The sequence below is a fragment of the Beduini sp. genome (assembly GCF_047239305.1).
Classification (GTDB): Bacteria; Bacillota_I; Bacilli_A; order Erysipelotrichales; family Coprobacillaceae; genus Beduini.
Window position 1 is genome coordinate 495,372 of the sequence record NZ_JBKTEM010000001.1, and the last position, 13,212, is coordinate 508,583.

14 protein-coding genes are annotated in these 13,212 nt (G+C 36.6%); 2 read left to right on the plus strand and 12 right to left on the minus strand.

Annotation, left to right across the window (positions count from 1 at the left end):
- Positions 1-14: 14 nt before the first annotated feature.
- Both ACLRVU_RS02585 and ACLRVU_RS02590 read right to left on the minus strand, forming a co-directional pair.
- Positions 15-533, minus strand: a complete 519-nt coding sequence (locus ACLRVU_RS02585) for a hypothetical protein (RefSeq protein ID WP_412890551.1) — start codon at positions 531-533, stop codon at positions 15-17.
- A gap of 106 nt (positions 534-639) precedes the next feature.
- Positions 640-1,962 (minus strand): MATE family efflux transporter, encoded by a 1,323-nt coding sequence (locus ACLRVU_RS02590; RefSeq protein ID WP_412890552.1) that lies wholly within the window; start codon positions 1,960-1,962, stop codon positions 640-642.
- Positions 1,963-2,244: 282 nt separating this feature from the next.
- Between ACLRVU_RS02590 and ACLRVU_RS02595 the strand changes: the two genes are divergently transcribed.
- Positions 2,245-2,973, plus strand: coding sequence for a DUF3784 domain-containing protein (locus ACLRVU_RS02595; protein ID WP_412890553.1), 729 nt, complete (start codon positions 2,245-2,247; stop codon positions 2,971-2,973).
- Between the two features lie 63 nt (positions 2,974-3,036).
- On the opposite strand, the gene ACLRVU_RS02600 is transcribed toward ACLRVU_RS02595, so the two are convergent.
- Both ACLRVU_RS02600 and ACLRVU_RS02605 read right to left on the minus strand, forming a co-directional pair.
- Positions 3,037-3,273 carry a hypothetical protein gene (locus ACLRVU_RS02600; RefSeq protein WP_412890554.1) on the minus strand — a complete coding sequence of 79 codons (237 nt, stop codon included), beginning with the start codon at positions 3,271-3,273 and terminating at the stop codon, positions 3,037-3,039.
- A 271-nt stretch (positions 3,274-3,544) separates the two neighbouring features.
- Entirely contained in the window at positions 3,545-4,309 is a 765-nt protein-coding gene (locus ACLRVU_RS02605; protein WP_412890555.1) for a hypothetical protein, read from the minus strand.
- A 92-nt stretch (positions 4,310-4,401) separates the two neighbouring features.
- Here ACLRVU_RS02605 and ACLRVU_RS02610 point away from each other — a divergent pair, with 92 nt between their 5' ends.
- Positions 4,402-5,748: an aldehyde dehydrogenase family protein gene (locus tag ACLRVU_RS02610; RefSeq protein ID WP_412890556.1), complete on the plus strand. Its 1,347-nt coding sequence runs from the start codon at positions 4,402-4,404 to the stop codon at positions 5,746-5,748.
- 83 nt (positions 5,749-5,831) lie between these two features.
- Here the strand turns inward: ACLRVU_RS02610 and ACLRVU_RS02615 are convergent, their stop codons facing one another.
- From ACLRVU_RS02615 to ACLRVU_RS02650, 8 genes are all read right to left on the minus strand, one after another.
- Positions 5,832-6,527: a putative ABC transporter permease gene (locus ACLRVU_RS02615; protein WP_412890557.1), complete on the minus strand. Its 696-nt coding sequence runs from the start codon at positions 6,525-6,527 to the stop codon at positions 5,832-5,834.
- Between the two features lie 132 nt (positions 6,528-6,659).
- On the minus strand, positions 6,660-7,967 hold the full coding sequence (locus ACLRVU_RS02620) for a replication-associated recombination protein A (RefSeq protein ID WP_412890558.1): 1,308 nt from the start codon (positions 7,965-7,967) through the stop codon (positions 6,660-6,662).
- Between the two features lie 98 nt (positions 7,968-8,065).
- Positions 8,066-8,524: a VOC family protein gene (locus ACLRVU_RS02625; RefSeq protein WP_412890559.1), complete on the minus strand. Its 459-nt coding sequence runs from the start codon at positions 8,522-8,524 to the stop codon at positions 8,066-8,068.
- A gap of 57 nt (positions 8,525-8,581) precedes the next feature.
- The gene (locus ACLRVU_RS02630; protein ID WP_412890560.1) at positions 8,582-9,400 is read right to left on the minus strand and encodes a MerR family transcriptional regulator; all 819 of its coding nucleotides are present in this window, start codon (positions 9,398-9,400) and stop codon (positions 8,582-8,584) included.
- A 4-nt stretch (positions 9,401-9,404) separates the two neighbouring features.
- Positions 9,405-10,160, minus strand: coding sequence for a TraX family protein (locus ACLRVU_RS02635; protein WP_412890561.1), 756 nt, complete (start codon positions 10,158-10,160; stop codon positions 9,405-9,407).
- Between the two features lie 60 nt (positions 10,161-10,220).
- The gene (locus tag ACLRVU_RS02640; protein WP_412890562.1) at positions 10,221-11,339 is read right to left on the minus strand and encodes a D-alanyl-D-alanine carboxypeptidase family protein; all 1,119 of its coding nucleotides are present in this window, start codon (positions 11,337-11,339) and stop codon (positions 10,221-10,223) included.
- Positions 11,340-11,404: 65 nt separating this feature from the next.
- Entirely contained in the window at positions 11,405-12,001 is a 597-nt protein-coding gene (locus ACLRVU_RS02645) for a uracil-DNA glycosylase family protein (RefSeq protein ID WP_412890563.1), read from the minus strand.
- Between the two features lie 85 nt (positions 12,002-12,086).
- On the minus strand, positions 12,087-13,202 hold the full coding sequence (locus ACLRVU_RS02650; protein ID WP_412890564.1) for a DHHW family protein: 1,116 nt from the start codon (positions 13,200-13,202) through the stop codon (positions 12,087-12,089).
- Positions 13,203-13,212: the final 10 nt, after the last annotated feature.

Genomic DNA, 13,212 nt, shown 5'->3' on the forward strand with positions numbered 1-13,212 from the left:
TATTCATTATAGCATCATTCGCAATGTTGTTTAAGCATCGCGATACTTTTTTTCAAATCATAATCTCCCATATTTAATAATAGAATCATTTGGTCTTCGTTTTCTTCCATAATTCTCATTTTAAATACTGTCGGTAATTGTTTTAGAAATTTATCAAAATTAGATTTTGATATTCCAATACTGATTGAATAGATCGCATAAATATCAAAATCAAATTCTTCCATACTTAAAGTCAACATTTTTCCGGATGTTATTTTGCCGGTAGTGAAATCGACTGCTTCTGAATGCAGTGTATAAGTAACCTCTTCTTCATTTAGTATAAACAATAAATCCTGCAGCAACAGGCTGGGAATATTGCGGTCAACCAGGATCTTCTCTTTAAATTCAATTAGGCTTCCAGCAAAACTGATAACTCCATCCAAGGCATAGTGCGGATAGTTTAATGAAGAAAAGTGAGTAAAGCCGATGTTGTAGCAATGCGGTAATAAAGTTGTTTCATTTTGATCTAAGTTTATAATATTAATCTCTTTCATAGTTCCCTCCATTTATCTAATACATTATATGAAGGAGAATAGAAAAAATTTAAGATTTATTGTATTTCAATATAAAAAATCGCCTTGCAAGACCAAGGCGATTTTTTTAAATAAGTTTTTTATGTTTCCACTTGCCGCTTTTCCAACGCCAAATAAAACACAGCGATCTAAAGCACCAGTCTAAAATCATAGCGATCCATACTCCCATGACTCCCATATGGAAAACATAAGCTAAGACTAAACAGGCACAGATTCTAAATGCCCACATTGAAAAAATAGAAATAGACATTGTAAATTTTGCATCGTTTGCCGCACGGAAGACATTTGGCAATGTAAATGCGATTGGCCAAACTAAGATTGCAAAAACTGTATGTAACACTAATAATTCAAAAGCCGTTGCCGTTGTTTCCGGTGACAGACTGTATAATCCTAAAATTGGTTTACATAAAGCCAAAATCACAACATTTAAGGCTAACATCGAAATAAAGGTAATCTTCATTAGATACTTAGAGTAATGCTCTGCCTGTTTATAATCTTCTGCACCGACACATTGTCCGACAACAGTTACAATAGCTAGTCCCATCGCTGCACCGGGAATGATTTCTAATCCGGCAATGTTGTTGGCAACTGCATTAGCGGCAATCGCTACCGTACCAAATGAAGCCACGACTCCGGCAACTAAGATTTTACCAATCTGGAACATTCCGTTTTCCAAACCGTTAGGCACTCCGATTTTCAAAATCGTTTTAATCATACCAAAATCAAATTTGAAATGAAAATACTGACGGACATTGATCATTAAGGATTCATTTCTGAGCATCCATAGCATCGTCATTGAACCAACTACACGAGAAAATAAGGTTGCTACCGCCGCTCCTAAAACACCCATGTTGAAAACAAAAATTAAAATCGCATTTCCAATAATATTCAGCATGTTCATAATGACTGAGTTATACATGGAAATTTTAGAGTTCCCCATAGATCTAAATAATGCTGCACCGGCATTGTATAGGGCAATAAACGGATAAGAAATAGCAGAGACTGTAAAGTAAATCTGCGCATTACTCATCACTTCCCCATCTATATTAAAGATCAAAGCTAATAACGGACCTTTCACCAGCAAGCAGACAATCATTACGATTAGTGCTAGCGCACCGGTTACAAACACTAACTGCTTGGCTGCCTTATTGGCATTATCATGATCCTTTTTACCTAAATATTGACTTGCAACAACGGCTCCCCCTGTCGCAAGGGCTGAAAATATATTAATTAATAAAATATTAATCGTATCGACTAGCGATATTCCTGAAACCGCTGCTTCTCCACAAGAAGATACCATCATAGTATCCGCCATCCCGATCGTCATGGCGAGTACCTGTTCGATGATCAGCGGAAAAATTAATCTTTTTAAATCTTGCTTACTAAACATATCTTTTCCCCCTAAACATGTAAAAATTATACGCTCATTTATTTTTTAATCAACAAGAAATGTTAAGATTTTGTTAAATTCGATAAAATATTCTTTTGATATCGTCATGAGGCAAAATAATACAATACTATTTTCGATAGATAACATAAAAAGCTTTCGGAAGTATTCGCTGCTAGATTACAAAAGCAGGGATTGAGTATATAATAATAGTATAGAAAACAGTGAGGCATAAGAAGCTGCCTTGCTTAGCTGATGTTCTACATCATATAGGAGGAATGAATTATGTTCATATTATGGTTTCTGCTGGTTCTTTTTGGTATCATGACGATTGTTTTTTTACTTGGCAAAGGTGGCTTTTTAATTGCCGGCTATAACACTGCCAGTGCTGAAGAAAAGACACAGTATGATGAAAAGAAATTAAATCAGGTGTTTGGCATTGGCTCTGCCATCATAACTCTCTTGCTGCTTTTAAGTATCTTCTTTGAAGAGGCGGCGATGAAAATATTGCCCGTCGGAATTGTTTTGGTTGTTATTGCTTTATTGATCGCAAGTAACACAATCTGTAAAAATAAAGATGTGACAGCTCTCTCGACTTCTAAACAAAATTCGAAAGCTTCAACAATTGCCTCTATTGTAATAACAGCAATTGTCTGTGCTGCTGTCCTAATCATGCTTTTTACCGGCAGCATCACGATCAAGGTGAATGATCAATCATTGATTGCAGATGCTTCATTTACTTCATCTACCACCGTTCAATTTCAAGACATTGAAGAAATCGATTACGTGAGCAATATCCCTCTAGGCAAACGTACAAATGGTGTTGGCAGCGCTAAACTTCAGGCCGGACATTTTAGAAATGACTTATATGGTGATTACATGCTTTACTCTTATGCTGACTGTCATGATTATATTGTTCTTAAAACAAAACAGGGATTCGTTGTCATCAACGCAAAGAATATTCAGGATACAAAGCAGCTTTACTCTAATTTACAAAACGAGCTCTCTAAATAGAAAGAATCCTACTAAAATGAAGCACCCCAAATTGGCGGTAATTCAAAAGTGTAGGACTTTTTGTTATGAATAATTATTTCCCATATGCTCTAACGAGGATGTCCTTAAATCTTCTGGAACCGCCATCGTATAAGCTCCCATTCCCATCGTGACTAATTTGTAGTAAGGGTGTGTATTCGTTGGTGGCACAACCATGATATATAAGTGAATATCCGGAGATACGATTTCATGAAACACTTCATCATATCCACCTAAAGCTTTTTCGATATAAGCTTCATATTCGTTTAACTCTTCTTCCAAATAATTATAAATAACGATCTGCTGCTTTTTCCTTCTAAATTTATCTCCCCCCCCATCTTCACCCCTCCTGTTTTAATGTTTATATTTTTAGTATAAAGTATCGATGCGCTTTAGACAAGTACTGCATAGATATTCGTTTCAAACAATAAAGTCACCCTTGATAAATTAACTTCCGCTAATTCTTTCATGCTTCATTCACTTATATCTATATTTTACTTGCGGATTCAGTTCCAGATTCATTTAGACTTTTATAAATAAAAACAACTAGAAGCTAGTTGTTGTAAAAGTCGTGAATATCAATAATATTTTGCGGCGGAACACGATACCCGGTTTTTAACTGACACCATAATTCTACATGTTCATTTAAAGCAATGACATCCATTGCATAATAAACCAGCTGTAAGAGAACATCTTCTCTATTTTGAGAAGGCGCTAAGCTCGCTAAATCGAAATTGCTTAAATCTTCAGTAAACTTAATTAAGTATGTTTGATGATCAATATCCCAGTAAGACAACAAATCATCATCATTATAAATTTCTGCCAGTAACGTCAGAATCTCCGGACGAATTTGGTTTTTAGCTGAATAATAGCCGAAATCTCCCACTCGTAAATAGACATGAGTAGACAGATCATCATAGATTTTTTCTTTTAATCGCTGAAATTTTGGTTCTTCCAAAGACTCTCGCTTTCCATGATAGCTGATTTTCTTATCTAAAAGCTCGAATACAACCTGATGTTCTTTTAAATAAGTCGTTAAACTGTTTTGAGTAGATAATACGGCATATAAATTAGATAACCCATGCTGCTTGATAAAGGCACATTGATCATCGTTGGAGGTCACATGCATCCCCACTAACTGCACAGCATCAAAAGGCAGTGTGCTATGATCAACATTTAATGTTTCAAGTAATTTAGCCGCATCATAATCATGAATATGATGTTCCATATATCGATTGATCTCTTCAATATCCTTATGAAGGAATGTCGCTAAACTTTCTAAGGCTTTTGATTTATTCGTAATGTCAAATATTGTCATATTATCCTCCCTTTCGCATGTCTCTATTATAACTTTTATTCGTTTAATTGTATAGATGAGATATGCTATAATATTAAAAAAGGAGTTTACTTATGCAAGACATCGATAAAATCATTGCTTTACAAAAAGAATATTTTCAATCTCAGGCAACGAAGTCTTATCTTTTTAGAAAAAAACAGTTAGAGACTTTGTATAAAGCCATTTTTGAGAATACCGAAAAAATTGAAGAAGCTTTATATCAGGATTTAGGAAAACCCGCATTCGAAGCATACTCTACCGAAATAGGCTTTGTCCTAAACAGCATCACTTATACGCTTAAACACTTAAAAAGATGGATGAAGCCTAAAAAACATATACCTCCTGTTTTTTTATTTGGCAGTTATGATACAGTCACCTATGTACCTTACGGAATCAGCTTGATTATCGGTCCCTTTAACTATCCGTTCCAACTTGTGATTGAGCCCTTGATCGGAGCAATTGCGGCGGGAAACACCTGTATTGTAAAGCCTTCTGAAAATACCCCTCATACAGCAAATTTATTGGCAAAACTGCTTCAAGAAAATTTTGAAGAACGCTATATCACCTGTATTAACGGAGATAAAGAAGTGACGATTGCTTTGACACACAGCCCTATTCAGCATATTTTCTTTACCGGAAGCATTCCAGTTGGAAAAAGCATCATGAAAGCTGCCGGCGACCGTCTGATTCCAGTCACATTAGAATTAGGCGGGAAAAGTCCGGTAGTGATCGATGAAACTGCTGATGTGGAAGATGCTGCCAAAAAAATCGTATGGGGAAAAGCGTTGAATGCCGGACAGACCTGTATTGCTCCTGACTACCTTATTATTCACGAAAGTCAAAAAGAAGCTTTTATTGATGCATGGTCAGTTTATGCCAGTATGTTTAAGGAACATATGGCCAAAATCGTTAACCTGCACCATTTTGAACGTCTGATTCAACCTCTAAGCACTTCAATCATTTACAGTGGCGGAGCCTATGATAAAGTGCATTTACAGATTGAACTGACACTTGTGGATGGAAATAAATCAGCCTATATGGAAGAAGAAATTTTCGGTCCCATTTTACCTATGCTGACGTACCGGGATTTTTCTGAAATTGTTCCTAAGATTGAAAAGCATCCTAATCCCTTAGCCTTTTATATTTTTTCTAAGGATCCGCAGCATATTCATGATCTGCAATGCCGCATTGCATTTGGCGGCGGGTGTGTCAATGATACAATCAACCATCTCATCTCACACAAGGTTCCTTTTGGCGGAGTCGGAACTTCCGGAATCGGGCAGTATCACGGTAAAGACAGTTTTATCACGTTTTCTCATAAGCAGACCATTCACCATCGCTTCCTAAAAAAGGATATTGTCTCTTTATATCCGCCCTATTCTAAAAAATTATATCAGCTAGTCAAAAAAATTATGAGATGACCTCAGTAAATGAGATCATCTTTTTATTATTCACACTAGACAAGCTCTGTTATAAAAATATATTAAAAACAAGCTTTCGCTTGTTAGTCTTTATACACCATATTTGGAAATACCTGTTCTAAAAATTCATCGGGATACACACTGTCACAATAGCGCCCAATTATCGAATATGGCGGAATATTGCTCCGTCTTAAATTTTGTCTAACTACTGCCGCTAAAGATATCGCCATATCAAATACTAAAAAAATCGATAAAATCAGAGTCAGTGATTTTCCCAAAGAATAGGGGATCTTCTCAATCCAGCTTGATAAAGGAGGATAAATATAATAAACGAAGATTAAAGAAAGCAAGCCCCAAAACAGCATGAAAGGCAAGGTAGTTCTTCCATTGATGTTTAAGAAATGATGGGAATAATCCCATGATGTGCTGCCAACAACTTTTTCCTGCAAAAAGCTCAGCAGATATTCAAAGCCACCGCCAATCAACGCCCCATGAAATAAAGTAATATACCATTTTTTAGGTTTACGGCTCAAACAGACCACCATTAACAATAAGCCAATCGCATAAACCGGATTAAAAGGACCGTAGATCACTCCTTGACGGGCAACCCATTCAACTCTGCCGTATTTAATCAGCACTTTTATAAAATGAAGAATTTCTTCATAATAAGTTCCTGCAATACCGCCAATTAAAAAAACAAAGAAAAGTTTATCATAACAAAACCCCTGTGCAAAAATCTTTTCCGTTTTTTCCTTTTGCTTCCTCATACTATTTTCCATAAGTGTTTCCCCTATTCTTATTGACAAATATCGACATCTAATATTGCCTTGATTATAACATCATTGTTACGTTAATACAACTATTACCAAGATATGCCTATTAAGCAAAAAGATTCTAAGTATTCTTAGAATCTACTTTTGACGATGGGCTTTTTTCCATGCTTCTATTTGTTTTAAACGTTCACTCACTTTACTTTCTGTTCCCTGCATTGTAGGCTGATAATAATGGCGATCCAACAGCTTTTCAGGCAGACAATCCATATTAGTGATCTTTTCTTTAGTATCATGAGCATATTGGTACCCTTTCCCATATTCAAGATCTGCCATGAGCTTTGTTGGAGCGTTACGAATTATCAAAGGTACTGGTTCAGCCAATGTTGTCAAAGCATCCTTTTTTGCCATTTCATAAGCCTTGTATAAAGCGTTTGATTTAGGAGCTAAAGACAGATAGGTGACTGCATGCGTTAAATTTACATTACATTCCGGCATTCCATTAAAATGACAAGCTTGGTAGCAGGCAACCGTTATCTCTAAAGCCCGGCTATCTGCCATGCCGATATCTTCACTGGCAAAACGGATTAATCGCCTTGCTACATAGAGGGGATCCTCTCCCGCTTCCAGCATTCGGCTTAACCAATAAATAGCTGCATTCACATCACTGTTGCGCATGGATTTATGTAAAGCAGAAATAATATTATAATGTTCTTCTCCATTTTTATCATAAAGCAATGATTTTTGATTAATGCACTGTTCTACGCTTTTTTCATGGATTATTAAATGATCGTCTTTCTTTTCGGCATTTAAAACAAGCATTTCCAGAGTATTTAAAGAAACACGAGCATCCCCATTAGCAAACCCGGCAATCATATTCAAAATAGCATCAGTTACTTCAATTACTGTATTTCCATATCCTTTGGGACTTTTCAGAGCTTGTTTTAATAACTCCACCAAATCTTTTGTTGTCAATGATTTTAACACGAAAACTTTACAACGGGATAATAACGCAGAGTTTACTTCAAATGAGGGGTTTTCTGTCGTTGCCCCAATTAATATAATGCTTCCTTTTTCAACAAACGGCAAAAAGGCATCTTGCTGTGCTTTATTAAAGCGATGAATTTCATCAACAAATACAATAGTTTTTCTGCCGTACATGCGTTCTTTATCCGCTTCTGCCATCACTTGCTTGATTTCTTTAATACCGCTTGTGACTGCACTAAAATCAATAAACCGAGCTTCTGTTTTATGAGCTATGATTCTAGCCAGTGTTGTTTTCCCCACCCCCGGCGGTCCCCAAAAGATCATCGAAGGAACTTTGTCATTCTCAATCAAGCGATAGAGAATACCATCTTTGTTTAAAAGATGTTTTTGTCCTACATATTCTTCTAATGTATCCGGTCGTAATCGTGCTGCCAAGGGTTCATCATCTAATAATCTATCCATCATCGTTCACCTCTTGTTTCATTTTAGCATGATTTTACCTTGTTTTTCCATCCTTAGACATAAAAATGGTCAATTCTCTTTTATTGACCATATAATCATTAACGTTTATAGTTTTTAACTGCTCGCAACGGAATACTCATTCTTTCCGCTATCTCTTCATCACTTAGTCCCATAGCAACAAATCGCTGGCATACTGTTTTCATATTTTCACCGACCTCTATGATATGTCCATCCGGATCATAGAAGCGAATAACCCGCTGTCCCCAATCACATTCCATTAGCGGATGTACATAGTGAATTCCATCCATTCCCTGAAGCTTTTCCAAGCAGTCATCAAACTGATCTTCTTCAAAATAAATTTCTGTATCCTTTCCCTGATAAGTGACTTCCTGATTGATGAAACCTTTCCAGCTTTCTTCCGTCTGCAATGCTAAGCCGCCGCTTAATACAACATGCTCACCTAAATCTACCAATGCTCGCAGTCCAATCACCTTTGTATAAAAAGCTTTTGCTTTTTCCATATCTTTCACTACTAACATGCATGTTTTCATTTTCATCCTTCATCCCTGCTTTCTTTTCTTATTTAAAGTTTAAACCCTACAGTATATGTAGAGTCAAATCTTTTTTACAGGAATCATCAATTCCGTTACAAATTCATCAATATTAGATGTCAATGAATGGTCTACCAAATAATTTTCAATGGCTGCTCCATTGATTTCATATCCATTTAGCTTCATCCAATCCAGCATCTCTTTGTAGGTTTGCGGTTCTTTTTCATAAGCACCGTGATGGAGTGCCGATACTACCCATTCTCCGCCAAATTCACGAATATTGGCGTCCTGCGAATCTTCATGCTGTATTTCCACCGCAACTTCAATGTCAGCGTTGCGAAAGTCATACTGTCGGTAATCATCATAATAAATCGCTTTAATCGGACCCGAGGGCAGTAAGCTTTTCTTTTTTAAGAGATGATTCAATTCAGCAAAACGGAGCATAAAATCTTGTGGGGTGCCGCCTGCCCTTTTGCGAATGAATAAAATCGTTCTCTTTGTTAGAAATTTTAGGTGAACATCCATTGGCGCATTGACATATTGAATAATTTCCAGTTCCTTATTCAAACGTTCTTCTAACTGAATTAAACGCTGAATCGTTTGATGAACCTCTTCTCTTTTTTTAATAATTGTCTCCGCACTAAAAGAAATGGAATGTGTACCCAGCTTTTCCTTTATTTCTTTAAGTGAATAACCTTCAATTTTAAACTGACTTATGATATTGATTAGCAGTAGCTGATGCGATGTATAATAGCGATAGTTAGTTTCTTCATCTTTTTTCTCAGGCTTCAAAAGATCAACAGCATCATAGTAATGCAATGTTCGAATTGGAATTCCGCAAATCTTCGATACTTCTCCGATCGTATAATATTCTTTTTCCATAAAGTTAACCCATCCTTATATTCTGTTGGAAAATCATCAACGACATTCCGTATAAAAGCATAATATGAAGAGGGTAAAACAAATAAAAAGCATATTTTAATGATAAGCCCCTTTGATGATTGTATAAAGCAACTGGAATCATCGCTAAAAAAGCTGGTAATTCCGTAATCGAAAGCAGACACAGAATTGCACAAGCAAGTCCTACAGATAATACCGGCTTTTCACGAAAGAAATAGATGATGACGATACATAATATCCCATAAATACTGTAATCTCCGCCAATCGCAGCAACACCACCACAAGCTAAAAGTGTAATAAGTAAATATCCTATAAAGCGAATAAAATTTGTCTTTCCTTTTTCTTTTATCCAGTCAAATCCATACATCGCTAAAACACCAATCAATAACGTAAAGAATACATTTTGATACCGTATATTCCATCCGCCAAAGAAAGCATAATCAAACGGAATCTCAGACAATAGAGCAAGGATGCCTAGATTGCGCATGTATTTAAGTTTGCTGTGCGTATAATAAAAGCCTTCCACTAATAAAAAACAAAACAGCGGAAAAGCGATGCGCCCAATGCTCCGCAACACGAAGTCTATCACCAGTAGGCTTTCATTGATTTCACCAATGCCCAACTGCATCGGCAGATAAAGTTTTCTTTCTACTAAAATTGCACCTATATGATCGATCAGCATGAACACACAAGCTATCATTTTAATAGAACTGTTACTTATCGCTATTGTTTTTTGTGACATTTTCTCCTCCTGAATGTGTAAAATGAAAGATATCGAACCCAGTGATCCGATATCATTGTTCTATCCGCTTACTCCCAAATACTCCTCAAGGGTCGTTTGACTATTGTATATTTCTGTTGCTGCATCGATCCCCACATAGCGAACATGCCATGGTTCATACATATATCCTGTAATTGCTTCTTTTCCTTCTGGATAACGAATGATAAACCCGTACTCATGAGCATGGGCAGCCAGCCATTTTCCTTCCGGTGTTGTTCCGTAATTATCATCCACTGCACCGATATCAAAACATAACCCGGTTTGATGTTCAGAAAATCCTGGTCGTGCCGAATAACGATCCGCCGCTTCTTGACCATCTGTTTCTACATAGGCATTATATAGCCCCACCTGATAATCATAGCTGCGCCATCCGCTGATTAGAGGAATATCATAGCCTGCAGCATTGGCTCCCGCTTGTAAAGTTTCCAAAGCAGTAGATGCTTCTTCATTGTATCCGCCAAAATCAGCTGGAATTCCATATTTTTTATTGACGATCAAAATACCGTTAATGTAAGTCGGTTCGATATTGCCATTGCTGCCGTTTGTCATCTGATCACTCTCCACAACTTTTAACGTATACGAAGCAGTTGCATGATTCCCATTTTGATCAACTGCCTCCACATTAACTGTATATTCTCCGACTTTCGTTAGATCAGCGTTGCTGCTTGCTGTATAATAATTGACTTCATCCTTACTCGGATCTGCTTTAAACGGCAGTGCCCCATCTACAGCATCACTGGCAGATTCCACATTCGCAGCAAAATCATAGCTTTGACCTACCGAAATCTCAACCGTTTCCTGACGCATTGTAATCTGTGGATTTTGGGTATCCTTAATTTCTACTGTATACTCCACTTTTTTCTCTTTATCTTTGGATTTTAAAACAAATTCAATCTTTTGAGGTCCCACTTTCAAGGTATCAATTTCAGGATAGATCACTTCATCTGCGTTAAACGAAGCAACTAAAGATTCTGCTTTAACATCTGCTGTTCCATATTCAATCGTTGTCTTATTTTCCTTAAATTCTATGGATAAAGCCGGCTTTTTATTCAGGATAATAAAAAATGCAGCGGCAATAAAAAGGAGAATAACAACAATTAAAGCTATCCATGCCTGTGGTCGCACCTTTCTTTTTTTCATGTGACTCACTCCTTTATTTCATATTCCATTTTATTCTAGCATAATTCCTCAATAATAGACAGATATTATTCAAGCGGAATTTCTAATATTTCTTTAATCCTTTCAGCGATCTTCGGCATTCGTTCCGCTTCAAACTGCGGATACATCTTAAACCAGCGCATATTCAATGGAGAGGGATGCGGCAAGATAAAAGTCGGCTTTCCATTGAGCCAGTGATCTTCAAAAATCATCTTTGTAAAATTCTCTTTTGGAAAAAAGTAATGTGCTGCATAACGTCCAATTAGGATATAGATTTCATTTTCTACACAAGCCATTTCTTTTGCCAGCCATTTATCCGCACAATGTTTCGGCGGTTTCTGGTCTCCCCCGTTTTTTGCTTTGCCGGGGTAGCAATGAGCGATGGAAGTAATATAAAAACAGGCTGGATCATAAAATACATCATCACTGATCTGATACCATTGCTCACGCAGACGTTTTCCGCTAGGATCATTAAAAGGACGCAAGGTTTCATGAACTAACTTTGAAGGTGCCTGAGAAATTTGCATGATCTTGGCTTCCTTTTTACCAAAAGCAATCGGATGAGGGAAATAGCCAAACCGTTCCTCGCAGTCATGACAGGCACGAATTTCTTTTTGTAGTTTTTCTAATAGATCATATGACATAAAATCAACCTTTCTCTTCCTATTCTAGCATGTTCCTTAAAGGACGTACACTTTTCTTATAATAAAAAACTTCGGAAATCCGAAGTTATGGTGCCAAATAATCATTTAAAGAAGTATCACTGAAAAATGTATTGGCATTATATAAAAACAACATATCTGTGATCCCTTCATCTTGAATCAACTGGTTGACATCCCCAAAATAATAGCGAGGGTCAATCATAATAACCTTTTCATAATAAGGGGCTAAAAATGGAACAAAGGCATTTGCATAAGAATCTTTAAATATGAGTAATCGCTGTTCTGATTCAGAATCCGTGGCAATATCGACTCGGGCAAAATTTCCGCCCATGAACACTGCGTATTGATCCTTTGCAGTTAATTTACTTTCATCATAAAAACTGATAGTCTTCTTTTTTTCTTCAACATAAGATATGGTGTAATTCGTCTGATCATCACCAACATATATTTGAATTTGATCCGGTTGACTTACCGGATAGCCACTTTTACTTGCAAGCGTACCGATAAAATCATCACTAATATAATAATTGGTGTACTCAGGCAAAGTAAATCCATTTTGTGATGCAAAAGCCTGCCAAACATAATAAGCATTCAAGCTGGTCCAATGGTGGTCAGTACGATAATAAAGATATTCTTTTGCATGTTCCTTTAATAGTTCTGTCAGATCCGGGGCATAATCTACATTTAATCCTTCTAAAAAGTTTTGAAGGATCACTGTCTGATCTATTGGCTTCGCTTGTGAAGGCAGGTTATCTTTTTGTAAAGAGATGGCATTCGGTACCAACAGCATCGATGTATTTAAATCTTGATGTCCGTCTAAAAACGTTTGCAGACGCTCTTTAAGCTGTTCAATCTGTTCGTTTGAAAAGGGAGTAAAATCTTCAAACATCTGATTTTTCTTACCAATGTAAACATTATGAAAATAGCGTTTACCTGACCAATAATCCAGTTTTGTCTTCAATGTCACGAAGGTGTTGCGAAAGGGAAACTGATCAGAAAGATAGCGATCTTGATTGGACTGAAAATTTCCGCCTATATAATCCTCACTGTTCAATGTCGGTCTTGTCTGCAGGACACGGTTCTCCGATTCTGAAAAAGTTTTCTGCTTACCTAAATAAATAGCCAACGGACAAAGAAGTAAAATTAGAGTGATAATAATAATGATGGATTGTTTAGATTTCATCTTTTTTCCT